At 51.8% G+C, this 24,818-nt stretch carries 23 protein-coding genes and 1 pseudogene; 5 read left to right on the forward strand and 19 right to left on the reverse strand.

The features are described from left to right. Positions 1–5: 5 nt before the first annotated feature. The gene (locus GS398_RS19175) at positions 6–767 is read right to left on the reverse strand and encodes a polysaccharide biosynthesis/export family protein (protein WP_160908443.1); all 762 of its coding nucleotides are present in this window, start codon (positions 765–767) and stop codon (positions 6–8) included. 641 nt (positions 768–1,408) lie between these two features. Between GS398_RS19175 and GS398_RS19180 the strand changes: the two genes are divergently transcribed. From GS398_RS19180 to fcl, 3 genes are all read left to right on the forward strand, one after another. Further along, entirely contained in the window at positions 1,409–2,140 is a 732-nt protein-coding gene (locus tag GS398_RS19180; RefSeq protein ID WP_160908444.1) for a carbohydrate deacetylase, read from the forward strand. A gap of 193 nt (positions 2,141–2,333) precedes the next feature. Next, entirely contained in the window at positions 2,334–3,455 is a 1,122-nt protein-coding gene (gene gmd, locus GS398_RS19185) for a GDP-mannose 4,6-dehydratase (RefSeq protein ID WP_160908445.1), read from the forward strand. 8 nt (positions 3,456–3,463) lie between these two features. Beyond that, a complete protein-coding gene (gene fcl, locus GS398_RS19190; RefSeq protein WP_160908446.1) occupies positions 3,464–4,390 on the forward strand; it encodes a GDP-L-fucose synthase in 927 nt (308 codons plus the stop codon). A gap of 7 nt (positions 4,391–4,397) precedes the next feature. Here the strand turns inward: fcl and GS398_RS19195 are convergent, their stop codons facing one another. Together GS398_RS19195 and GS398_RS19200 are read right to left on the reverse strand one after the other, a co-directional pair. Next, the gene (locus GS398_RS19195) at positions 4,398–5,534 is read right to left on the reverse strand and encodes an acyltransferase family protein (protein ID WP_160908447.1); all 1,137 of its coding nucleotides are present in this window, start codon (positions 5,532–5,534) and stop codon (positions 4,398–4,400) included. A gap of 10 nt (positions 5,535–5,544) precedes the next feature. After that, positions 5,545–6,792, reverse strand: coding sequence for a WcaI family glycosyltransferase (locus tag GS398_RS19200; RefSeq protein WP_160908448.1), 1,248 nt, complete (start codon positions 6,790–6,792; stop codon positions 5,545–5,547). Between the two features lie 157 nt (positions 6,793–6,949). Between GS398_RS19200 and GS398_RS19205 the strand changes: the two genes are divergently transcribed. Both GS398_RS19205 and GS398_RS19210 read left to right on the forward strand, forming a co-directional pair. Further along, entirely contained in the window at positions 6,950–7,498 is a 549-nt protein-coding gene (locus GS398_RS19205; RefSeq protein ID WP_160908449.1) for an LbetaH domain-containing protein, read from the forward strand. Beyond that, the gene (locus GS398_RS19210) at positions 7,495–8,334 is read left to right on the forward strand and encodes a glycosyltransferase family 2 protein (RefSeq protein WP_160908450.1); all 840 of its coding nucleotides are present in this window, start codon (positions 7,495–7,497) and stop codon (positions 8,332–8,334) included. The genes GS398_RS19205 and GS398_RS19210 overlap by 4 nt, the downstream gene beginning before the upstream one ends. Before the next feature lie 6 nt (positions 8,335–8,340). On the opposite strand, the gene GS398_RS19215 is transcribed toward GS398_RS19210, so the two are convergent. From GS398_RS19215 to GS398_RS19290, 16 genes and pseudogenes are all read right to left on the reverse strand, one after another. After that, entirely contained in the window at positions 8,341–9,540 is a 1,200-nt protein-coding gene (locus tag GS398_RS19215) for a glycosyltransferase (protein WP_160908451.1), read from the reverse strand. A 23-nt stretch (positions 9,541–9,563) separates the two neighbouring features. Next, complete coding sequence (locus GS398_RS19220) at positions 9,564–10,226, reverse strand: acyltransferase (protein ID WP_160908452.1); 663 nt, start codon at positions 10,224–10,226, stop codon at positions 9,564–9,566. Positions 10,227–10,244: 18 nt separating this feature from the next. After that, the gene (locus GS398_RS19225) at positions 10,245–11,345 is read right to left on the reverse strand and encodes a glycosyltransferase family 9 protein (RefSeq protein WP_160908453.1); all 1,101 of its coding nucleotides are present in this window, start codon (positions 11,343–11,345) and stop codon (positions 10,245–10,247) included. A 7-nt stretch (positions 11,346–11,352) separates the two neighbouring features. Further along, positions 11,353–12,711: a hypothetical protein gene (locus GS398_RS19230; RefSeq protein WP_202406138.1), complete on the reverse strand. Its 1,359-nt coding sequence runs from the start codon at positions 12,709–12,711 to the stop codon at positions 11,353–11,355. A gap of 51 nt (positions 12,712–12,762) precedes the next feature. Continuing rightward, positions 12,763–13,998: a glycosyltransferase family 4 protein gene (locus GS398_RS19235; protein WP_160908454.1), complete on the reverse strand. Its 1,236-nt coding sequence runs from the start codon at positions 13,996–13,998 to the stop codon at positions 12,763–12,765. A gap of 6 nt (positions 13,999–14,004) precedes the next feature. Further along, positions 14,005–14,601: an acyltransferase gene (locus tag GS398_RS22755; protein ID WP_304622154.1), complete on the reverse strand. Its 597-nt coding sequence runs from the start codon at positions 14,599–14,601 to the stop codon at positions 14,005–14,007. A 196-nt stretch (positions 14,602–14,797) separates the two neighbouring features. After that, positions 14,798–15,940, reverse strand: a complete 1,143-nt coding sequence (locus GS398_RS19245) for a glycosyltransferase family protein (RefSeq protein WP_160908455.1) — start codon at positions 15,938–15,940, stop codon at positions 14,798–14,800. Continuing rightward, positions 15,937–17,085: a glycosyltransferase family protein gene (locus GS398_RS19250; protein WP_160908456.1), complete on the reverse strand. Its 1,149-nt coding sequence runs from the start codon at positions 17,083–17,085 to the stop codon at positions 15,937–15,939. Before GS398_RS19250 ends, GS398_RS19245 begins: the two co-directional genes overlap by 4 nt. A 54-nt stretch (positions 17,086–17,139) precedes the next feature. After that, positions 17,140–17,295: pseudogene (locus GS398_RS22945) on the reverse strand (DapH/DapD/GlmU-related protein); the annotation flags it as partial. Positions 17,296–17,641: 346 nt separating this feature from the next. After that, positions 17,642–18,760: a glycosyltransferase gene (locus GS398_RS19260; protein ID WP_160908458.1), complete on the reverse strand. Its 1,119-nt coding sequence runs from the start codon at positions 18,758–18,760 to the stop codon at positions 17,642–17,644. Positions 18,761–18,797: 37 nt separating this feature from the next. Beyond that, positions 18,798–19,913 carry a glycosyltransferase gene (locus GS398_RS19265; protein ID WP_160908459.1) on the reverse strand — a complete coding sequence of 372 codons (1,116 nt, stop codon included), beginning with the start codon at positions 19,911–19,913 and terminating at the stop codon, positions 18,798–18,800. Next, entirely contained in the window at positions 19,906–20,964 is a 1,059-nt protein-coding gene (locus GS398_RS19270) for an NAD-dependent epimerase/dehydratase family protein (RefSeq protein ID WP_160908460.1), read from the reverse strand. Before GS398_RS19270 ends, GS398_RS19265 begins: the two co-directional genes overlap by 8 nt. A 108-nt stretch (positions 20,965–21,072) precedes the next feature. Continuing rightward, positions 21,073–22,284 (reverse strand): glycosyltransferase, encoded by a 1,212-nt coding sequence (locus tag GS398_RS19275; RefSeq protein ID WP_160908461.1) that lies wholly within the window; start codon positions 22,282–22,284, stop codon positions 21,073–21,075. Then, positions 22,281–22,874: an acyltransferase gene (locus tag GS398_RS19280; protein WP_202406139.1), complete on the reverse strand. Its 594-nt coding sequence runs from the start codon at positions 22,872–22,874 to the stop codon at positions 22,281–22,283. Before GS398_RS19280 ends, GS398_RS19275 begins: the two co-directional genes overlap by 4 nt. 7 nt (positions 22,875–22,881) lie before the next feature. After that, the gene (locus tag GS398_RS19285) at positions 22,882–23,841 is read right to left on the reverse strand and encodes a glycosyltransferase family 2 protein (RefSeq protein WP_160908462.1); all 960 of its coding nucleotides are present in this window, start codon (positions 23,839–23,841) and stop codon (positions 22,882–22,884) included. A 4-nt stretch (positions 23,842–23,845) separates the two neighbouring features. Further along, on the reverse strand, positions 23,846–24,814 hold the full coding sequence (locus GS398_RS19290; RefSeq protein ID WP_160908463.1) for a glycosyltransferase family 2 protein: 969 nt from the start codon (positions 24,812–24,814) through the stop codon (positions 23,846–23,848). Positions 24,815–24,818: the final 4 nt, after the last annotated feature.

Consider the following 24,818-nt stretch of genomic DNA (forward strand, 5'->3'; position numbering starts at 1 on the left):
TTATATTACCGGGCGATAAGTAATGCGATAATAGAAAGAACAGATATAATCAAGCTCGCCTGCTGGAACGTAGTTCCGTCGTTGGCTGCCCTTGCTTTGTTTGGCTGCACATAGATCACGTCGTTTTTCTGCAGGTAATAGTAAGGCGACGTAAACAACTTCTTCGACCTCAGGTCTATCGGTATATACTCACGCTTGCCGTTTGTTTCCCTGATCAGCATAATTACGCGAAGGCCGGTTACGTTCAGGTCGCCCGCAAGGCTAATCACTTCCGGGATCGTCATACGCTCGTTTGGCACGTTAAAAGAACCGGGTGTCTTAACATCGCCGAACACGGACACTTTAAAGTTTTGAACCGTTACCTTCACTACCGGATTTTTAAGATAGGTACTTAACTGGGTCTCGAGGTGTTTTGACAGTGCCAGTGTCGACTGACCTGATGCTTTTACAGCGCCTATCAACGGCATGTGAATACTACCTTCACTATCCACTATATAGTTAAGCATCGGACTGGTCAATGCGTTCACACTGTTCACTTCTGTAGCCGGGTTGAATATAGCGTCAGCTTCTTTGCTTTGGCTGATCACGTGAACACCTAGTTGATCTCCTGCCTGGATAGTAGAGGGAGTGAAATTGACAATTGGCTCGCTTGTAACAGTGTCCCTCCTTAAATCCTGGAAATATGGAACATTCTTGTAAGGCGTACAAGATAATCCGAACAGGATAAGAAGCATAAAAACACCGGTTATAAAATGTTTCAGGTTCATATTCATTTTTGTATAGTCAAACGACAATTAGAAACGTAAAATGTTGGTTCCCGGTGGAGAGAAGCGGTCCGCTGCGATATAAAAGCTCCCGGGAAAAAAGAATGCCATGATTAAAACGAAAGGTGCGACACCGTTTGGGTTACCTGGGTGAATAGCCTTGAGCTCTTTTGCAGTACCAACCGGTTATCGGCAGGTCTGAATAAGTAGTTATTGGACATGGATAAATCTTTTAAATTCAATAATTAAATATCGGGTAAACACCGCGAAAATAGTAAAAAAACGTCACAATCAGCAGATTATTAGTTTTATTATTACACATTTTACATTAAATATAATCAAATTTTAGGAATTTGTTAATCCCCTGTCGGCTTCACACGTCGCCCATTCACAACGTATCCGTAATGATAAGTACGGAACCACGGGGCTGGAAGTTTTCTCAAAAAAAGTCTACCGGGCATTTAATAGCTCACTTCTTTAACTGATACGGTAAATAACTGGTGGTTAGTTCGCTGGATATACGGATCTGCACAAAATACAAAGGTAAAATAAAAAGTGACGTGGCAGGTACCATAATTCATATAATTGCCGCTGCGCTGCGTGGAGTATGCCCTGATTTTTGTTAATTCGCGTCAGGTTACGCCATGAACATCCCTCCCAACTTGCTTGTCAATGCCGATGATCTCGGTCTTAACCCCTCGGTCAACAGGGCTATCGCGTATTGTTTCGAAAAAGGCTACATCAACAGCACTTCCCTGCTTACCAATACCGTGCTTTTTGAAGAAACCGTTGCGCTGATCCGCCAGCATGCATCCATAAAAAAAGTTGGGGTACACGTCAACTTCTCGGAGGGCAAACCGGTAAGCGACTTTCGCCTGCCGGAATACCTGGATGAAACCGGAAACTGGAATATCGCCCGGACCAACAAAAAGCTGCAGCTGCTCAGCGCACAGGAGAAGGCTGCCTTCTACCGGGAGCTGGAGGCCCAGGTAAACCGGGCGATCGCTCACAGGTTGCCGGTTATGCACCTCGACTCGCATTACCATCTTCACACCCTGCCAGCGTTCCTTTCATTGTTTATTACGGCGGCAAAAAAATACAACCTGAAGCTCCGGCTTGCACAAACCTTTAACGAGGGCAACTACCTGAAATTTGCTTACCGTAAATATGTTAACCGGCAATTGAAAAGAAATAACCTCCATTACACGGATTACTTTGAAACGGTGGAACATCTTTTAAAAAATAACAGGATATTGGCGCCAGGTAAAATGATCGAGATAATGCTTCACCCCGGTTTCGATGCCAACGATCAGCTGACCGATCATTACGATGCCGGAAGTATGGTTAAGTGGCTGAACTTTTTAAATAAATCCTGATCCCCGGTTATTTAGCTGTTAATTTAATATTGAAATGGCAGGTCATCGGTTGTCAGCTATTCACGATCCTGAAGCAGGATCGACATCAAGACTTAGATTATTTTTTTATAACAATGTAAGTTTTCAGTGGCTTATTTAACATATTTTATAATATATTTGAACAATTTTTGAAAACATCCTAATTATTAGTTCTATGCAAGGAAAAAAAGTTGCGTTGCTTACCGGGGTCACAGGGCAGGACGGCGCTTATCTTACCGAATTACTTTTATCGAAAGGCTATGAAGTCCATGGCATCAAACGTCGAAGCTCTTTATTCAACACTGACAGGATCGACCATTTGTACCAGGATCCTCATGATTCGAATAAGAATTTTTTCCTTCATTACGGTGACCTCACCGATTCTACCAACCTGATCCGCATCATCCAGCAGGTGCAGCCTGACGAGATCTATAACCTCGGCGCCATGTCGCACGTCAAGGTAAGTTTCGATACGCCGGAGTATACTGCCAACGCAGACGGAATCGGGACGCTCCGTATCCTGGAAGCTGTAAGGTTACTGGGCCTGACCAAAAAGACCCGCATCTACCAGGCATCTACTTCAGAGCTTTACGGATTGGTACAAGCCGTACCACAGTCAGAAACTACTCCTTTCTATCCGCGCTCGCCCTATGCCGTAGCAAAACTGTATGGCTACTGGATCACCGTTAACTACCGCGAAGCGTACGACATGTATGCTTGCAACGGGATCCTGTTCAACCACGAAAGCCCGCTGCGCGGCGAAACGTTCGTAACCCGTAAGATCACCCGTGCGGTAGCGAAGATCGCGATGAACCTCCAGGATAAACTATTCTTAGGAAACCTTAACGCTGAACGCGATTGGGGCCACGCTAAAGATTATGTAGAGGCGATGTACCTCATTCTTCAGCAGGATACCCCGGAAGACTTTGTGATCGCTACCGGTGTAACCACCCGCGTGCGCGAGTTTGTGCGCATGGCCTTTGCTGAAGTAGGCATCGAAGTTGAATTCAGGGGCGAAGGCGTAGACGAAAAAGGTTACGTAATAAGCTGCAGCAAACCCGAGTACCAGGTAGCCGAAGGCACCGAAGTGGTGGCTGTAGATCCGAAATATTTCAGGCCGACGGAAGTGGAACTGCTGATCGGTGATCCTACAAAATCAAAAGAGAAATTAGGATGGGTTCCTAAATACGACCTCCAGGGTCTGGTAAAAGAAATGGTTGCCGCAGATGTTGAGTTGTTCCAGCGCGAAAAACTGCTGAAAGCGTCAGGCTATTCTATCAAGAACCAGTTCGAATAAAACCCCCTATGGAAAAAAATGCGAAGATCTATGTAGCCGGTCACCGTGGCATGGTTGGCTCGGCTATAACTAGAAAACTCGAAAAAGAAGGCTACACGAATGTGGTGGTACGCACGTCCGGCGAGCTGGACCTGCGTAACCAGCAAGCAGTAGCCGACTTCTTTGATTCCGAGAAGCCCGACTATGTATTCCTCGCTGCCGCGAAGGTAGGCGGTATCGTTGCCAACAATACCTACCGCGCCGACTTCCTTCTTGAAAACCTGCAGATCCAGAACAACATCATCCAGTCTTCGTATACAAACGGCGTAAAGAAGCTGTTGTTCCTTGGCTCAAGTTGCATTTATCCCAAGCTCGCCCCGCAACCGTTAAAAGAAGATTATCTCCTTACCGGTTTGCTGGAACCCACCAACGAGCCGTATGCGATTGCCAAAATTGCCGGGATCAAGCTTTGCGATGCATACCGCAGCCAGTACGGCTGTAACTACATTTCGGTAATGCCGACCAATCTTTACGGCTACAACGACAACTATCACCCGGAGAACTCGCACGTGCTGCCGGCGCTCATCCGCCGCTTCCACGAAGCGACAGTGCAGGGTCTTGACAAAGTGACGATCTGGGGCACCGGTTCACCTAAACGGGAATTCCTTTTTGCCGACGACCTGGCTACTGCCTGCTACTACCTGATGCTGAACTATAACGAAGAAGGATTGATCAATATCGGCACCGGCGAAGACATTTCCATTAAAGACCTGGCTATGCTGGTGAAGCAGATCACCGGGTTCAAAGGCGAAATCCATTTCGACACCTCGAAACCTGACGGTACGCCGCGGAAACTGATGGATGTGAGCAAGCTCCACAGCAAAGGCTGGAAGCACACCATCGACCTTGAAGAAGGCATCGCGCTGGCATACCAGGATTTCCTGAGCAGGTATTAAAAAGCGCTCAGGCCTTGAAGAAACGGTCTTTAAGCTTCAGGAACTGCTTCTCGTAAAGATGCCAGCTTATTTGCGAAATTATAATAGATATGGCAATGCAGATCAGCGTGAATCCTATGATCCACGGGACCTCACTGCCGTGTACCATTACCGGCTTACCCAATAATTTCGCCATCACGAAACGGATGATGGGATGGAACATGTAAAGCGCATAGCTGTACTTCCCCAGGAACAGCAGGAACTTATTCACAAATAATCCCCGGTAAAATACCGGGTAAGACGACTGAAGCATCAGGATCAACACCCCGAACATCATCCCCGACAACGTATAGGATAGCATGAAGGTGGGTTTCTCCGCATCGCTGTATTTCAAGCCGTGCACGGCATAAAATACAACGGCAACACCCACCAGTAAATAGAACACGTAGTTCATCAGCCGGTAGTTTATCTTTACCTCGCTCCGCACCGCAATGGCTGCCAGGCAACCAAAAGACAGGGTGTCAAGCCTGGCCGGAGTGAACAGGAAAATAGCATCAATACCCCAGCCGGCCACAAACTTTAAATAAAGCCTGGTTACCAGCGAGAAGATGATCAAACCGATCGATATATTACGCAAAGAAGTTTTCGTGGTAAAATAAACGAGTACTGGCCACATCATGTAAAATTGTTCTTCAATAGCCAGCGACCATAGATGCCCGACACCGGCCAGGACGAATCTCCCGGCAATAGCCTGCTTGACATTAGCGAGGTAGATCCAGAACCACCCGTTGAGGCTCTGGGCATAACGCACCTTCTCTGCTTCAAAAGGGTCGGCATGGTGGATCAGGAACGGGAAAACGATGCCGAACATCATAAAGAGAAACAGGTAGTAGAGCGGGAAGATCCGCAGCGCGCGCCTGTAATAAAAAGAAGTGAAGAAATACCTGGTCTTCTTTTTATCGAGCAGGATGCCGGTGATCAGGAAGCCCGAAAGCACAAAGAAAAGATCGACGCTGATCCAGCCTAATTCCAGCACGCGGTTATACAACTTGTCGATATATAAAGACGAAGACCGTTCAACGAACTTAAAATGATACACCATGATGATGAGCACCGCAAGTCCGCGCACACCATCGAGTTCAGGGATATGTCTGGGAGCGTTCATTTATACTGGATTACGGCAAAACCTGGCCGGCAAAATCGTTCATTACTTTGTCGAGGCTCAGGTAAGTGGTGGCGTATCGTCGCGCATTCTCTCTTTTTTTCTCCAGATCGGTATCCTGCTTTATCTCGTTGATCTTGGCGGCAAACATCTTCGGGTCGCCCGGTTCTACCAGGTAACCGAGGTCAAAATCATTAATGAGTTTATAAAGCGAGGTACCCGCGGAAGAAGTAACCAGGCTTGCGCCCCCTACTGAAAGAATGGTAGCCAGCTTGGAGGGCATTACCAGGTCATCCGCATTTGATTTCTGCAGCACCAGGTGCAGGTCGGCCATGTTCAGGAACTCGTTAAATACTTCCTTATCCTGTACCGGCACAAATGAAATGTTCCTGAGTCCCATTTGCGTGGCCTGCACCACCAGCCGTTCTTTGTAAGGACCCGAAGCGCAGATCACGAACCTGATATCTTTATCATGCTGCAGGATTTCGGCTGCATCTAAAACCGATTCGAGCCCCTGCTTTTCACCGATCGCTCCCGCGTATAAATAGATCAGTTCGTCGCGGTGATATCCCCACTTCTCTTTTAGCAGGTGCCGCAGCGGCAACGGGTAAAACGATGCCGTATCCACCCAGTTAGGGAAGAAAAGTACTTCGCGTTTCGCTTTCGCTTTGATCTTATTGATCATTCCTTCCGAAATGCTGCTGATGTAATCGGCGCCCGACATAATGGTATGTTCCATCTTGAAAAGCTCCTTGAACAAGCGCCTGCTCGGCAGCATGTTTAAACGCTGGGCGGCTTCGATCTGCATATCCTGGATGTGGTAAACCAGTTTCCCGCCAGACCGGTTCCGCAGCATCAGGCCCAGGTACGCCAGGTGGAAGGGAGGCGCAACGGCAATGATCAGGTCGAACTTCTCCCTTAACAGGATCAGTTTCAGGATCATCCAGAATTTGGTAACGATAAAGGAAAGGTCCTGCATAGACCTCTTCAATCCTGACGGATTGGCCGGTATATACGAAGGACAGCGGTAGATCTTTACCGATGCGCCGCTTCCGGGATAATTCACAATTTCTTTTTTATACCAGTGGTTGTTATACGGCGCCTGTACTTTCCAGAACGGATAATAAGGAAAGGTGGTAACAACCGTACAATTGTGGCCCTTTTTAGCGAACCAATCAATCATCTCTCCATTGTATTTGCCAATGCCAACCGGTTCAGGGGAAAAATTATGACTTAGTAAAAGAATTCTTCTCTTCTCCATTCAATTCAATTTCGGCGGGGGGTCTCCGTGGTTAATTCTGGCGAATGCAGAAAAACAGCTAAATATAGCAAATTTTGGCGGATTGCGCCCCATCCCACCGCAGAGAATGCGCGGTTGATGATAGAAATTCCGCATTTTTTCGCATCATTGCAGCAGCATGGTTAACCAGGACACCTACAGAGGGCCTTCATTTTCATTACGTAACCGGCTCGGAAGGATAGCCTGGCAAGTTACCGCGTTCTTACTGGTTCGGTTCTCACCGCGGCCGCTTCATGGCTGGCGAAGTTTCGTGCTCCGCTGCTTCGGCGCGAAGGTTGGCCGGGGCGTTCATGTGTACCCCAACGTAAAGATCTGGGCGCCATGGAACCTGCAGCTCGACGACGAATGCGGCATCGCCGATGGCGCCATATTGTACTCGCAGGCACTGATCACCGTAGGTAAAAGAGCGATCATTTCGCAGGGAAGCAACATCTGCACCGGGACACATGATTATACGCTGAAGGGCCATCCGCTTATTGCGAAACCGATTGTTATCGGCGACGAAGCATGGATCGCCTCAGAATCTTTTATACATCCCGGGATCATTATAGGCAACGGGTGTGTGATCGGGGCGCGATCAGTGGTAACCAAAAACATGCCCGAATGGATGGTATGTGCGGGGCATCCGTGCAAAGCGCTGAAACCCAGAATTATGAAAACCGAATGATCTCCGTATTGATCCTCACTAAAAATGAACAGCAGGACCTGCCGGGATGCCTGGCGTCTGTTGCCTGGGCGGATGACGTGCATGTGTTCGATTCGTTCAGTGAAGACCTTACGGTAACCATCGCCGAAAAAGCAGGGGCGACCATTACCCGGCGGAAGTTCGACAATTGGTCGGCACACCAGAACTGGGGACTGGTAAATATCCCGTTTAAATATGAATGGGTATTGTATATCGACGCCGATGAGCGTGTTTCTGAAAGCCTGAAACAGGTATTACAAAACTTTAAAGGCGACGAAGCTACCGCCTCCGCCTTCGAGATCCGGCGAAGAGATTTTGCCTGGAACGGCCGGTGGCTTAAACACGCGCAGATCTCGCCGTATTATATCCGGCTGTTCAGGCCAGGGAAAATGAGGTATGAACGGCTGGTAAACCCGGTATCTGTTGTAACCGGCCCGGTGCAGCGGCTGGATGGCTTCCTTGATCACTATCCGTTCAGTAAAGGCTTCAGGGCGTGGGTACAAAGGCACCTCAGCTACGCCGATATGGAGGCTGCCATGCGCCTGAAAGATATGGGCGAAGGAAAGAATTTTTCCCTGAAGAAAGCCTTGTTCAGCAAGGATTTTACAGAAAAACGCTATCACCAGAAAGGCCTTTTTTACCGGCTTCCCGGCCGGCCACTGGTAAAATGGATGTACATGATGTTTGTGCGCCTCGCGTTTCTCGATGGAAGCGCCGGGGTTACTTATGCCACGCTGCAGTCGATTTACGAGTACTTTATCTCGCTAAAAACAGCGGAACTGATCAGCGCCCGCACCGACCGGGCAAAAAAAGGCTAGCCTGCACTACTCCGAAATGGCCTGGTGCAGCGCTACCGAGAACGGGTCGATGTGGAAGTGGCTCTGGTAAACCGCCAGCGCGTTCTGTCCCATTTGCGCGCGTTCCTCGTCACCCAGGCTAAACCATTTACGTAAGAGGTCCCAGGTGCCTGTAAGCGTATCGGTAGCCACTATCCCGGCGCCGCCCGCATGGATCTCCATACAAATATTTACCTGGTTAGAAATGAGCACGGGCTTTTTGCAGGCCAGCGCCTCTACTACGGCTATCCCGAAATTCTCCTGGTGACTGGGCAATATGAACGCCTCACAGCCATACACCGCTCCCCATTTAGCATCGCCGGTTAACATGCCGGTAAAGAGCACACGTTCCTTGAGATGCGGAAATTGATTGATCAGGTAAACCAATCGTTTACCATACGGTGTTTCGGTGCCCGGCCCCGCGATAACCAGCTTTGGCAGTGCCTTTTCGCGCGATGCGGATGCCTTGATATGAGCGGCAAAACTTTTGATCAGCAGATCCACACCCTTTTTCCCGTGGATGCGGCTAAGGAACAATAAGTAAGGCTGCCCGTCCAATCCGGGACAGCGCGCCGAAAATGCTTCCGACATTTGAGGCGTGTAATCCGGGGGCTGTACAATACCGTATCCTACATTAAGCTCTTTCCTGGGGCGGTACCCGCTAAAGGTGCCCCTTGCAAGTAACAGCTCCGTTTCGCAGGTAAAAAGCAGGCCCGCAGAATCGTTAACTACCGCGCGCTCTACCAGTTTCCAGTAAAACCAGTTCCTTATCGCTTTAAAGCGGCGGTCGCGTGCACGCTGAAAGTAAGGATCGAGCATACCATGCGGCATTACATATACCCTGGGAAGGTCTGCCCCGGGCGATGCGCGCTTCAGCTTTTTAAAAGCCCGGTGAGCGGCATAACTTGAATAGATCCACAACCCGTTGATAATCACCACATCAAACCGGCCTAGGTTGTTCATCAACCAGGGGTATAACTTCTCTGCGTAATGCCATGGACCGCGGGCAGGGCCGAGCGCATGGATGGGAAAATCGTCCATCCCCAAAAAGGAAGCGTCGGGAGCATCCAGGCACACGATTTCGCGCTCAACGCCCAGGTTCACCATAGCGCTGTTGCTGTTGCGGATTCCCTGGCAAGGTCCCCCGCTGCGTGGGTCCATACTTCCGATCACGTGTAATAACTTCATCTTCTTCTGTTTATTTGCGGGTATTAAAAAACGAACCCCTCGGCCCTGGCGAAATATTTGGCCTCGCGGGAAATATCGCCCACCGCCGCCGCGGGTACCCCGCCATACAGCTTCCACTCTTCTGTATAGGCCTTGTTAAGCAGCGACTTAGCGCCCAGCACAGATCTTGCCGGTAATACCGCTCCCCCGAGCACCACCACGTTGGTTCCCACGAAGGTATACTCGCCTATGGTGATCGGGGCACTGTCCTGCCTGTTCCCCATCACATTAATGGAGTGTGTAAGAAACTGCGACCGGTATCCCGCCACCGTACTGAAACGGCCGATCTCTATCCGGTTAGTGCAATCAAGGTGGTGATTTTTGGTCACCGCAGCTTCTTCTCCGATGAACAAGGCCGCCTGCCGCCCGGGCTGGTGCTTAAAATGCGGCGAACTGCCGTTGGTAGGGAACCCGGTGATCCAGTTCCCCCTTCCAAGCGAGGCTTTACGCTCCATTTTTACCAGGTCGAGGTGAATCGCAACCGTAAAATGGCCGATGCGGGCGCCCTCCGCCATCTCGAGCTTCCCGGGGAATATCCATGCCAGGCCGATCTTCGCGCCCGGGTGTATTTTATACCCGAACCATCGCTGCAACGCACGCCGGCGGAGGGGCCAGGGAAGAAAAAAGGTAAAGATCTTTAGTAACATATGTGATAATTCAGCTGATCATTGTTGGCTGCCCGCTTCACGCCGGAGAAGCACCTCCATTACGGCATCTATTACCTCATCGACCGTAACCGAGAGGATACATTTCTTTTTCTCTGCAACACATACCTCCAGCACGCAACCGGCACAATCCGTTTTATGGTAAATAATCCGGTTGCCATCTCCCCTCGGGAACCACTGCCGCGGCAGGTTTCTCGCCGAATAAATGGCCACTACAGGCGTGCCGGTGGCGGCGGCCAGGTGCATGGGACCGCTGTCGTGCCCCACAAAAACACGCGCCTGTTTAAGCACGGCGCCGGATACGCGCGGCGATGTCTTCCCGCAGAGGTTAACACCGCCGCCCCAGGTTTCGATACACTTATCGGCACGCGCTGCCTCATCCGGGGCTCCCACCATTACCAGCTGCCACCCCGGCAAAAGCGTTTTCAACCGGCTGGTAAAAGAAAGCCAGTTCTGTTCCTCCCAGTCCTTCGATTGCATTTTAGTACCGGCGCACATCGCCACAATGGGCTGCCCGGGCGCCAATGGCTGCAGCGCCTGTTTCGCCTGGCCGAGCTCCTCCTCGCTGAAATGCAAGTCCCAGTAGCGGTCACTGGTAAGGTCCGCCGGCCCGAGCGATTCCAGCCGCCGCATCACCCGCAAGGCTTCCCATTCGTATTGCCCGGTTACAGGATCTATGCTCAGTTCAAAATCCTGCCTGATGGCCGGGAAACCGAGGAACTGGCGAATCCCCGTGGACCATAAAAACCATTTATCACGTAATACGGTACGCTTGGTGGTGGCCAGGTCCTTTAAGATCCGGGTGGTAGCCAGATTAATGGCGATGTCTATTTTTAACGCCCTGAGCTCCTTCCATAGAGCCAGGAGCACCAGCGGGTTACGGGTGCCGCTCGGATAGTTCACCACCCGGTGGAAAAAATATCCCTGCCCGAGCACACTCTCTACTGCCGCCGCCTTCGAAACGATGGGCCGGTTGGTAAGCAAGGTGATATCCGCATCAGGGAACATCTCGCACACTTTATTAAATGCGGGCAGGGCAATAATAGTATCGCCCAAACTGCCTATGCGATATACGAGGATCCTTTTGCGGGCGGGAGGCATGAGCAGCTTATTGAGCTTGTTGGTCTTCTTCAGTTTCTTTACCTTTTAGCGAGGCGATCACCCATCCGCCGATCAACGTAGAAAAGCCCAGTGCTGTTGGCTGAGCCCATTGCCCGGTAGCCACGGTGTATATTGCAAAGCTCAGGAGTATCCAGGGCAGCATATCATTTTCGCGCAGCCATTTGTATCCTTCCGTAAGTATCTTATAGCAGAAACGCAAACGAATAACGATCACCGAGATCCCGAGTAACGAGCCCATCTCGCCTACCAGGCGGGCCCAGTCTTCTTCGGCGATCAGGAAGAAATCCACGTTACCCATCATCAGCTTCGCGCCTGCGTTTGTTCCCATCCCCATGCCATACCCGAAGAACGGCTGGTTTGAAGAAAACAACGCGTTTAACAACCCGCCTAAAAACCGGTTACCCAATACACCCTCCAATCCCCCCTCACCTTCGGTAGCCGAATCGTATCTTACGGTAAGCGCGGCGGTAGCGTTTTGAAAAAACTCAAACTTGTTCAAAAAAACGAGCGTAAAAAATAACCCCGCACCCACTATGGCCGTCCTGGCCCAATACTTGGGCTTACGGTAAATTGCCAGCAGTGCGAATCCACCGGTCAGGATTACCTGGAAGGTAAGCGTGCGGCTGATGGAGAACGGGATGGCTGCCAGCAATGCCACGCTTGCGCCCATGAGCACGAACCGGTTGATATTGGTTTTTTCGAGCCAGAAATAAGCTACGAACATACCGGTAACGCTAAAAAACTGTGCATTACCGGTGGTGAAGGAAAACGTGCCTGGCGGGCGATAATATCCCAATGCCCCGCTAAAGCCGGCGCCGGCCACGTCGCCCCCTACCCCCCGGTTTATCAGGGCAGATTGCGGGCTGTAAAATTGCAGCATGATCAGCAGCAGCATCGGGATGGATACCAGCAACCATACTTTTCCCATTTGGATGAGGTCCTTACGTTCGAGCACCCGCCCGATGAGGAACATCAGCGGCCAGTGCAGGATCAGGATCCTGGCGCCAAAAGCAGCCACCACAATATTCCTGTGACCCACGATCAGGGTGGTGAACAGCGAGATCGCCGACACGGTAATCATCGCCCTGATATACCAGTTCAGCTTAAAGATCCCGTGTTTCCATGCCACAAAAAGCATCCAGATGGCCAGTGGGTCACGCACCACCAGTAAAGGAGCAGCCAGCCTGGGAAGAAACCACTTCCGCAACGCACCCTCGAAGATCAACAGTAAGAGATAAATCCAAACCCCTCTCTTCAGCGATTCAATCGCCTGCCCGGTTTTCTCACGTAAAAAGAACGACGTGTCTACTGCCATTCCCGGTATAGTGTTGCTCTCTGGTTGCATGTACATTTAAGATAGGTACTTTTTTAAAATCATCGTTACCAGTATAAAAGTTCAGGTAAATGTTTGTATCGCGGCGGCCAGCTCCCGGCCGTACACCTCCCAGCTGCGTCCGCGGGCAGTATCCATGGCCGCCATTCCCGCAGCAGCAACCGAGGACCGGTCGGCAAGCAGTTTTTCTATCGCCAGCCGCAGCGCATCTGTAGAGCCGGCTTCCACCAGCCATCCGTTAACGCCATCGGTAATAAGGTCGGGTCCCGCCGTACGATCGGTGGTGATAACCGGCGTGCCCTGCGCCATCGCCTCGGTGATCACCAATCCAAAGCCTTCAAACAGCGAGGGGAACAGCAATACGTCGTGTTGCCTCATAAGCGCCAGCACCTCATTATGCGGAAGACTCGGTATCCAGGTATGCCTGGCAAGGGCCTGGTCGAGCGCCGGGCATTCGGCGGTTACTTTACGGCCCACTACCGTAAGCGATACCGCGTCGCCAAGCTGCTCCACCGCTGCAAATACATCGGCAACCCCTTTGCGCTGTGATAAACCGCCCACAAACAACAGCTTTAACGGACGATCATGCTGTTCATTATAAATCCGCCCGCCCTGCACCATGGGAAACGCGTACGGCACCACGGCAACGGGGCCCAATGCGCCCGGGTAATCCTTTAAAGTGCGGGCGGTAAACGAGCTGGCAACAAAAATACCGTCGGCCAGCCGCAGCTCTTCATCTTTTCGCGCAAGCTTAGCCTCCGAATCCTTAAACCCGGTAAGCGTGACCGCCCATTCCGGCCAGCGTTCGCGTTCGCGCTCCAGCAAGGCGCGGGCAGTGCGCCAATACCCTATCGGGAGATCATACAAACATTTAATGCCATGTTTTTTTGCTTCCCGGAACGACAGCAGCGCTTCATCCTCGTAGGCATAAACGGCTTTTACGCCGCCGGCGGATGCGCGATTAAGCACCGACGCCAGCTTTTTATCGATATGGCGGTATACGGCGTCGATACAAAAAGGACCGGTTTCGTGCGCCAGCAGGAATGCGGGACCTGTTTTGGCGGTAATCAGCCGGCCGGTTTCCACAAACGGCCACGTAGTTGTATAAGGCTCCAAACGGGGGTCGAAGCTGCGCCGGCGGATCTCCGATAAACCAGGCAACCCACTCAGCCGGTGCGGCAGGTTACCCGGGAAACAAGCGATCGAAGTATGAAAACGCGACAATAGCCCCGCATCGAGCAAACCACCGGCCGCTGCCCTCACAAACGAATTTCCTGTAGGATGTGAAAGAATGACCATATTCCGTTACCCTTCTACGAGCCATGCCCGGTTAGCTGCTAAATACTCGCAAGGATTATAATTCAATTGCTCGCTCCTCTTTTTCCCGGTGGGCCTGGCAGGGTTGCCCGCCACGATCTCGCCGGGCGCTACCGAGCGGCCCACTACGGCCCTCGCACCCACCACGGCACCTCTGCCCAGGGTAACTCCCGGAAGGATCATGGCGCCTATGCCGATCCATACATAATCCTCGATAACCACCGGGCGGGAAAACTGGGTCCACCGGGGGTCGGCAACGTCGTGCGATGCCGTGAGGATCTCAACCCCATCATTGATACAAACATATTGCCCGATGCGTACCTCATCATGAAGCGACATACTCACCCTTCCCACAAAGGAGAATTTTCCGACCGACAAATTATTTTTGCGCCCCATGATCTTTCCCCGGCTAAACTCCGCGGTCTCGTCAATATGTGCGCCTGCCCTGGCTAGTTTCCAATGGCGGCGGTTCCTTCTAAGGAGGTTGGGAAACAGCAATATTCTCTTCGCCCAGGAGCGAAAAAAATTAACAGACCCGATAGCTGGCCTGGCCCTGTTTACCCATAGATACTTTAAACTTGCCAATCCGCTAAAATACCTGTTTGGTCACGAAATGCGGTAATGTTTTCGATCAATGTTGCGGTCGGGGGATTTTTTAATGGTTTTGACAATAAAATCGTTCCCACATAAACCCCCGGGCTATGGGGACGTGTATATAGAACGGGCATAAGGCAAGCCGGTACATATCGCTTTGCCGGAATGACCGTAGCGGGTGATATACTTACAGCAACCGGGCGTTGAACGCACGACGCATCACCATCAGGTTCTTCTCGCCGAAATAATGGTCGCGTGCCGCCAGCCAGGTACCGTGCGATGGCTCGGTTTCAAGCGCCTTTTCCAGTGCGGCAAACCCGGCGTCAGCATCGGTGCCGGTCCACATAGCGCCGGTACCGGTGGCTTCCAGGAACTGGCTCAGCGTGCTATCGGCGGGGCCGTGACCGAACACCGGCCGCGTTGCCTGCAGGTAGCTGGTAAGCTTGGTAGGAAGACTGGTTTGCGAGAAACGGTGCAATGCCTTCGAGGTAGGGTACATGGCGTACAAAATATCACAGTCAGCAAGTTGGGCGACGACCACCTCTTCCGGCAATGTTTCATGAAACTGTACATGCGGCCTTAACGCCTCAGGCATATCATCCGGGGTTAAATGGCATCCCCATAAATGCACGGTAGCCTGCCGGTTTCGCCGGCGGGCAAAATCCTTAAACAGCGTGAGGAAACTAACAAAGTCCTTTTTATCGTAAATGGAACCGATATGGCCGGCAGTGAGGCCGTCTTTCACCCGGGGTAACGGCGACCTGATCGAACCTTCCGGAAGATACCGGTGACACACTTCGCCCGGGCGGCCGCTTAGTTGCTGGTAGTAGGCGCGCATGCCTTCGCTGATCACGTCGAAACCCGGCACTTCCCGCAGGGTAGCGCGGGTAAGCCGGTCGGCAGCACGCCCCATCAGCCGGTAGCGGAACGAGCGAGCGCAGAGGGCTGCGGCCCAATCGTCGTGTACGGATAGGTGCACTTGTTTGCCCAGCCGCGCAAGCTCAAGGGCCACCCGCAGTCCTTCATTGTGTGATACGATCCAATAACCGTCGCAATGTATGCGCAGCAGCTGCTGTATAAGCGCGTCGAGAGCGGGTACCTGTTGCTGGTTCAACAGCGACCAGGTGATCCCCAGGTCCTTCAGCAGGTTTCCGCCCATTACTCCCCGGCCGAGGTAGCCGCTTTCGTAACCCTGTGCGGGGCGCTCTTCTGTATAATGCCAGGCAACATCTATTTCAGGGAGGTGAGCGATCAGGCTCCTGAGCACGGCGCCTCCTCCGCCAAAAAGCGGCGAATGGGCGGTAAACAGACAGATCCGCGTTCTTTTCATGAGTAGCTAAGCAGTTCGTCGGCTGCAAAAAGTGTAGTGGCCATTACCTCTGCAACTTCGGTAACAGTATGGTAACCCGGATGTTCTTCGATAGAAAGGAGGCAGGCACTTAATTTTCCCCGCTCATAGATCACCATGCCCGCAGGCGTTTTTTGCGGGCCTGCTCCCCTGGGGGTCCACGGGTTTGAGACGCCGATCACCGGCAAGCCATGCTCGAGCATCGCCGCAAAGGAGCCGCTTTTTTGCGCAACCGCACAGGCCGTGGAAGAAAGGCCGATGGTACAACCCTGAAGTACCTCCGACACCCGTGCGGGCGACAGCTCTCCCAGGACGATAAACGGCAACCCGGCCGATTCCCACGCCTTTATCCACCGTTCCTGTTCGCCGCCGCAGCGCCCGAGGAACACCAGCGACACCGGTACGTTGTTGGCTTTGGCATAGACCGACGCTTCTTCGGCAAACGGTACAATGGGAACATTCCGGTGGATAGATCCGAATACGACGAATATGATCTCCCGCTTTTCGCGGATGGCGAATGGCTTACCTGCCTGCAAATGCGCCGCCCCCGTTGCCGGGATGTTCGAAAATACAGGAAGGAATACCGACTTAAATTTCCATTGGGCAAGGTACTCGCGGTACAGGAACGTGTTGGTATGGATAAACTCCGGCTGCAGCTTTTCCAGCAGCGACCGGATAAAAAAGCGCTGCACCCATCCCCATGCCTGCAGCTTGAAAGGCTCTTCTTTTGCCATTCCTACCCACATCTCGTGGAGCATTATGTGCCAGCGGCGCCCGTCGCCCAGCCGCGACAGCAGCTTACCGAGACCTTTATGAAACCCCCGGATGTGGAAAGCGAAGGGAACATACTGGAGGCTTACCCAATCGGGGTTCATCTCCTCCATCCAAAAATATGCCTGGTCATACCGGTCTACGGCGCTCCAGGCATCCGGGATCCGCATTACCAGGAAGCGGTGTCCGTCGCTTTGCTGCATAACGGTAATGTGTTTCTGGCAATGCCTGTCATGCAAAGCCAGCACAGAAACCGAGATCCCGCGGTGGATCAGTTCACCGGACATGCGGCGGATGTAATCTCCTACTCCATCGCGTCCGGGCTCCATGGAACCGGTTATGAACATTACCTTCATTGAGTCCTATTGAAATAATCGCCTGTAAGAAATCGTATAATCAAGTTTTTCACTGCGCTTACGGATCACCCTGGCGGGCACCCCGCCCACGATGGCGAACGGTGGCACATCCCTGGTAACTACCGCACCGGCGGCAACCACCGCTCCTTTACCAATGGTGATGCCGGGCATAATGAGTGCCCGGGACCCGATCCAAACGTAATCGCCGATCGTTACCTGCTTATTTCGACCTGTAAAACCGGGCGAGTCGGGGTCATGATCGGCCGACAGGATCATCACTTCCTGCGAGATCGACACGTTGCTGCCGATATAGATGCCTCCCTTGTTGTCTATCCGGCATTTGCCATTGATCACGGCGTGATCGCCGAGGGAAAAATTTCCGGCGCAATCGAAGGTAGCGTCGAGGAAAATGGCAGATCCTCTTCCCACCGGGAACTTCATGACGCTGCGATAAAACCATAACCGCAAGGTATGGCTTGGCAGCCTGGAGACCCAGCGATTGCAGAGATAGATGCGTAGTTCGGGGAGGAAATGTTTCATAGCCGGTTTTGGGTAGTCAAGATATTTCCTTCCAAAATTGTTTCCTGATCGCCTCCAGGTCGAATCGCTCGCACGCCAGCTTCCCGGCATTCGCAGAAACCGACCTGTTTTGTACCAGTGCAGAAATGGCGTTTACCATATCGTTAACATCTAAGGTGTTGCAAGATACCGCAGCATTTGCAATATCCAACATTTTACCTGCCGCACTGCCTGCAGGCCCGTGATATAGTATTGCGCCCGAAGAACCCAGGTAGCTCACCATTTTTGTTGAAAGGCTGTACAGGTAAAACTCCGGCGGACTAAATTTAATGGGAAGATAGAGAATTGTTACCTCGTCCATCTCCGCCTTAATGGCCTCGTCGCTGATAAAAGAAGTACGATATTCTGTGATAAACGCCTTGTTTTCCAGGAAACTTAACTGCTGCGTACCGCGGAGTACCAGCTTAAGTGCCATGCCTTGTTTACAAAGCACTTCCATTGCCGCCACCAGTACTTCGAATAAGGGGTAATATTCCAGGTGGAGCGAGCCGGAAAAATAGACGACCAGGGGTGCGTCACTTTCGCCTGGCAAACGTGGAGGCGAAAGTTCGCCCGCCAGCACACCGTCGGTAATGATCTCAAATTCTTTATCGCCAAACAGCCGCCGGTACTCCTCCCCTAATTCTACCGAAATGGCCAATCGCCTGTCGGCCTGTGTCCAAAGCCGTTTAGTATCTGCAAAGGTTCCGCCGGTAAGCGAGAAATGATCGTGGAAGGAAACCCATAACTGCTTGTCCCTTAAGATATCGTTGGTGCAGAGTGCCGTACAAAAAGGGCCATGCTGCACCATGTGCAGTACGTCGCTTTTATCACCAGAGGCCGCCCGCCGCAGCCTGTTTACCGTTAAATTCTTAAAAAGCTTTTCCCTTGCCCACGTAAACAGGTCCCGGGCTTTCCAGCGCATCCAGTAACGGTGTGCGGGAAATGCGGTGATAACCGTTTCCGGCAGCTCACCCTGTTGCGGTAAGATCTTTCCTGTAACAATACCGAGCGAGGTCACCTGGCTTTCCCTGCCCGCATACAGGCGCCGGAGCACGCGCGAAGCGCCGCCGTTCTGGTACAGGGAAACGGGTTGAAAAGACAGTATTTTTAACATGCCTTGCCGAAATAATGAATATATAAACTACAAAACATCATACTTCATGATGCCAGAATCTTTGCTGGATGTTTTCAAAACCGAATCTCTCCAGGGCCAGCGCTTTGGCATTTGCCGATACGAGTGTTCCCTGGCGCAGCAATTTGCGGATACTGCCTGAAAGCTCCCCGCTATCCAGCGTATGGCAGCATACCCCGCAAGGGGACGCTTCCAATAACTTGCAAGCCGCACTATCGCCTGGCCCGTGATACAATATGGCGCCGGGCGCGGCCAGGTAACCGACCATCTTGGTAGACAGGCTGTAAAGGTAAAACTCGGGGCTGGTAAATTTTATCGGCAGGTACAGGATGGCCGAAGTGTCCAGCTCCTCTTTAAGGACCGTATTATCAAGCGTTACGGGCCGGTAGTCTACTTCGAAGGCCCGGTTGTTAATAAACGGAAGGTCCTGTGTGCCGCGCAAAACCAGCTTAAACGAATTGCCTTCCGCCGTAAGTGCGTCGAGGGCGTCGGCAAGCACGGCGAATAAAGGCAAATAAGTCATGTGCAGCAACCCGGCGAAATAAATGGTTACCGGGTTGGTGATCACCGGCAGCGGAGGCCTGATTTCGCCGCTCATCACGCCGTCGGTAATAATTTCATAGGGCTTGTTACCAAAGATCTGCTGGTATTTCCTACCCAAGGCTTCCGAGATCACCAGCCTCCTGTCTGCTTTGTTCCAAAGAAGCTGTGTATCTTCAAACGGGCTTCTTATTTCGATATAATGATCATGGAAAGATACCCACAGCTGCTTCCCTTCATAAAATGCGGGGGTACAAAGCGCTGCAGAGAACAGTCCATGATTGACCACGTGCAGCACATCATACTCAATTGCAGCGGCGGCTTGCCGGATCCGGCTGATCGTATACCGCTTAAAGGCATGGTTGCGCAGCCAGGTGAGCAGGCTGCGCAGTTTCCACCTGGCCCAGGTGCGGGCAATGGGTACCGCATCAACAAGTATTTCGTTTACCGGGCCCTTTCCCGGCTTTACAAAAGAAGCATGTACGGCAAGGGAAGTAACATATTGTTCTTTCCCCTGGTACAGGCGCCTGAGGATCCGGTTGCCGCCTCCATTCGCGTAAAGCGAAAATGGCTGAAAGGAGAGCAGTTTAAGCATTACGTACTTTCAAGGATGCTACGATCTGGCGGATGGTTTCAGTTAACGAGATGCTGATATCCCAATCCGGGTAATGTGTGCGTAATTTCGAAAGATCGGAAATGTAGCAGATATGATCGCCGATGCGGTTATCGTCCACGTAGCGGTATACCTGCTGTTTTCCTGAGAATTGCCCGGCAATACCGAAAGCTTCGAGGATAGAACAGGAGTTTGCCCGGCCGCCGCCCAGGTTATACACTTCCGCCACACGCGGCGTATTGACAAACGCACCGATAAAACGGGCCACATCATAAGAATGGATGTTATCGCGCACCTGTTTGCCTTTGTAGCCGAATATCTTGTATTCCCGCCCTTCCAGGTTGCATTGAACGAGGTAGCTGAGAAAGCCGTGCAGCTCGACCCCTGAATGGTTAGGGCCGGTTAAACATCCTCCGCGAAGACAGCAGGTGGGCATATTAAAGTACCGCCCGTATTCCTGCACCATTATATCTGCGGCCACTTTTGAGGCGCCAAACAGGGAATGCTTGCTCTGGTCTATCGGGAAATCCTCGGTGATGCCATTGGCGTAGTGGGGATCTGCGTAATCCCAGCGGGTTTCGAGCTCGGTAAGCCGGATGGTATTGGGCCTGTCGCCATACACCTTGTTGGTCGACATGTGCACAAAAGGCGACTCCGGGCAGGCCTGCCTCACTGCTTCGAGCAGGTTGAGGGTACCGGCGGCATTCGTATCAAAATCGTCGAAAGGGATGGCCGCGGCGCGGTCATGCGACGGTTGTGCGGCGGCATGTACCACGGCATCGGGCCTTATTTCGCGCAAGAGCGCCAGTACGCCGCTACGGTCGCGGATATCGAGCTCATGGTGACGGAACGAGGCCCCCAGCTGCCCCGCAATGCGCTGCTGGTTCCACCGGGTATCGCCCTGCGGACCAAAGAAAACGGCGCGCTGGTTATTGTCGAGCCCATGCACCTCCCATCCGAGACTTGCGAAATAAACACAAACTTCTGATCCTATTAGTCCTGAAGAACCTGTTACGAGTAGCTTTTTTTTCATGAATAACTTAACGATCTCTTTCCGGCCCCTAAAAATCCGAAGATACGGATTCGCCGAATTTGAGCCTTAATTTTAAAGTAATAACCGCTCCTATCTGCTGCGGTAGCGCTACCTGATGATGTTCGCCAGCTCAAGGTAAGCTTCTGCCTGGTTTAACAGCGCGTATTTGCGGCCTGCGGCGGCGGCGATGGCTTCACGGTTAAGTAATTCAGGGTTTTCTTTCAGCCGCAAGATGTGCATTTTAAGCGCAGCGAGGTCGTTTTTCGCCACGGTGAAGCCGTTCACGCCATGGATTACGGCGTCTGTGATCCCACCTGCGGCGAAGCCTATGACCGGGCAGCCGCAGCACAATGCTTCTAACATAGTATTGGGCAGGTTATCTTCGCGCGAGGGGATCAAAAAGCAATCTGCGGCTGTGTAAGCTTGCGCCACTGCGTCCTTTTCCGCTATGAAACCCAGGTTAATTATACCCTCACGGGGCATGGCCGCTTTCCCGGCAGCGAGGAAAACGATACCAGGCTCATCTGCCAGTAACGCCTTCAACCCCAGGACGGCATCAAACCCCTTGCGATATTCTGCTAGCGAGGTTCCCACGAAAAGCACGGCAAACTGGCCCGGTAAAATGCCGAGCTTCGTGCGTGCAGCATCGCGATCGTGCGGCTTAAAAATGTCCGTATCGATGCCATAGGGTATATTTTCATGCCTGAACCGACTGAACAACGCACTCTTCTCTGAAAGTGACTTCAACCATCGCGAAGGTGATACGACAATTGTCCTGGCGGGTTGGAGCGTAACCAGGCTCTCCGCCTTTACGCGCAGATTGTCTTTTGCCGCGAAATCTCTCACAGGCGCCGAAAGCTGTTTACAACTTGCGCAGGTTTCCCTAAACAGCTCACAGCCAAAATTATAATGACAGCCGCCCGTAAAAGGGTTGGTATCGTGTAACGTCCATATCACGGGTTTGCCGAGCTTCCGGAAAAAGCTGGGATAATCTACCATGTTGCTGATCCAGTGAATATTCAGCACATCGGCATTTTTCACCAGCGGATGTTTATGAATATTGCGGTAGCCGGTTCTTGCGAAGGTAAAGTAGTCATACCCGGGTGGCGGGTCCTGCTGAAGTTTAAAATTGTCGAGGATATTTTTTCGCACCAGCCACCAGTTGTACAGCCGCTTCAGCGGGTTACGCGAGGGCTGCTGAAAATCCCTTACGGTTAAAAAGCTCACCCCGATACCGGCCGCCAAAAAACCCAGGTACAGGTTCTTTGCTGCGTAACCGGCGCCTCCTTCATCTGTGGTGCTGATGATCGTTACTTTCATTTTTCCGGCGCACGCTCCTGTATGGAGGTCCCGCCCGTGGATCTTACGATCGAGTTAGCCGGAACATCCTTAAAAATCAAACAATTGGCGCCAATAATTACGTTATCACCTATTACCACGTTATTGAGGATAATTACGTTACTGCCAATCCAGCAATGCTTGCCGATGCGTACGGAGCCGATCTTAAAATCGTCGCGGGCTATATTAAGCACGCCCTGCCCGCTGTAATCGTAGGTGTGGTTATGGTCGTAGATCTTCACTCCTTCGCCAAACAGGGTATTCTCGCCGATTTCCACCAGCCCGAGGCAATTCACAGAACAATAGTTATTAAAAAATACATTTTCGTGAATAATCAGCACAGCGTCCGGGTACATCATGAAATTACAGGAACAACGGGCCATTACGTTCCTGGCGATACTTAATTGTTTAATCTTTCCCTTAATATTGAAGAACGTGCCCGACTGCACGTAAAAGCTCTCATGAATGTCTGTTCCCGGAAGCGTTCTGAGATGAAGGATCTCGAGCTGTTTCCGCTTGTATGCCAGGATACCCAGCAATTTAGCACACAACCTGATAAAAGTCCGTTTCATGCAACTATCAATTTACTACCCTCCTTTTGCTTCCGAAGGTTCTCCCGAACTTTTTATAAATACGGTTTCCCCTGACAAATAGCGGCAGTGTAACCTTGCCGGCTAAAGATACTAATAAGCGGTACCATTTGGCATGCCCCGGGAGGATGGGGGCTATCAAATCCACCAGTTGAAATGCTTCCTCTTTCCGTCCGGTGCGGAGCAGCGTGGGAAACAAATCGTTAAGCACCGGGATAAACGCCCGCCTGGTCTCTTTCGCGGTAAGCTTACCCGGAACATAATTTTTTGCGAGAATTTTCACCTTACAAACAGCTATCCTGACGCTATTGGCCGATGAGCCTTCCGGGTGCCGCCGGTAATAGAATAAGCGGTCCGGCATCCCGTAAAATGTCGCTCCCGCAAGGGCCGCTCTCAGCCAGTAATCCCAATCCTCGCAATAATCGTCACACTGCGCGCCTACTCTGCCAACAATGGTGCGTTTAACAAGTACCGACAGGTTTGCGATGAAGTTTTCGCGGTATTGATGTTTGTACATTTCACCTGCGCTGAATTCACCGGTAATGGTGGTGTAAGGGTTATTGGAAGTGATATGGTCGCCGGAAAACTTCCATCCGTCGGTATAGATAAAATCGATATGCGGAAATTTCCGGGCGAGGGCGAGCTGTTTCTCCAGCTTGCCGGGATCCCAGAGGTCATCGCTGTCCAGGAACGCGATCCATTCGCCCGTGGCAATGCCAAACCCGTTTGTGCGGGCGTTACCCTGGCCCTGGTTGGGTTGATTCACCAGTTTTATGCGTTCGTCGGCTGCAGCATACGATTCGGCGACGGCGCGGGTATCATCCGTAGAACCGTCATTGATGACAAGCAGTTCCCAATCCCGGTAGCTCTGACCCAGGACGCTTTGAATGGCATCCCGCAGGTACCTTGCGGAATTGTATGCCGGCATAATGATAGATACTTTCGGCATATGGTTAATCACCCTTCCTTTCCCCTGTTAAAAGTTTTTCCGCTTTAAGGTAGATCTTATGAGCGAGTTTAAAACCCCCTACCGTTTTACTGCCCGAAAATCTTAACAGGAAAAGGTACCAGGCAGCCAACGCGGGGAAAATATTCGACACAGACCGGATGGCATCCCGTGCCTCGGCCTTTCTCCCCGACGAGACGAGGACGATAAAAAGCGAATTAAGCAGCGGTACAAAAGCGCGTCGTTTTTCAGCTATCGAAAACCGGTGAGGCTCGTAGTTTTTTACAAATACCGATAGCTGCGCCATCAGCATCCGGCTTTGATCGCCTGAGGTATTGGTATCATGCCGCCGGTATAAAAAAAGCCGCTCCGGCATCCCGTAAAAACGCGCGCCCCTGGCAGCCAGGCGGATCCAGTAGTCCCAATCTTCGCAACCTCTCATGGCTGCACACTCATCCTGCAACCCTGTCCGCTCAATTATTTCGCGTGAAAGCAACACGGACAAGATCGGCACAAAATTGCCGGTATATTCCAGCTTGTACATCGCTTCGGGCTCGAAATAGCCTGCGTGAATATCGTAAAGAACGGTCTTCTCCCGGTTCGTTCCTTCAAATTGCCAACCGGCGCAAAAGGCCACATCGACATTTTTAGCCTTTTCCAGGAAACTCCATTGGACTTCCAGCTTCTGCGGCAGCCAGAGGTCGTCTGCATCCAGGAATGCGACCCATTCGCCCGTGGCAGCACTTATCCCGGCGTTCCGGGCGCTGCCCTGCCCTTGATTGTGCTGGTTCAATACTTTTATACGGCTATCTGAGGAGGCATACGCCAGGGCGATGGTCGCGGTCTCATCCGTAGACCCGTCATTCACCACCAACAGTTCCCAGTTTTTGAACGTCTGATCGAGCACGCTTTGAATCGCCTGTGCCAGGTACCTGGCCGCATTATAAGCGGGCATGATGATTGAAACCCTGGTCATCCTG

Origin of the sequence: Hufsiella ginkgonis (assembly GCF_009834915.1) — a bacterium.
Taxonomy (GTDB): Bacteria; Bacteroidota; Bacteroidia; order Sphingobacteriales; family Sphingobacteriaceae; genus Hufsiella; species Hufsiella ginkgonis.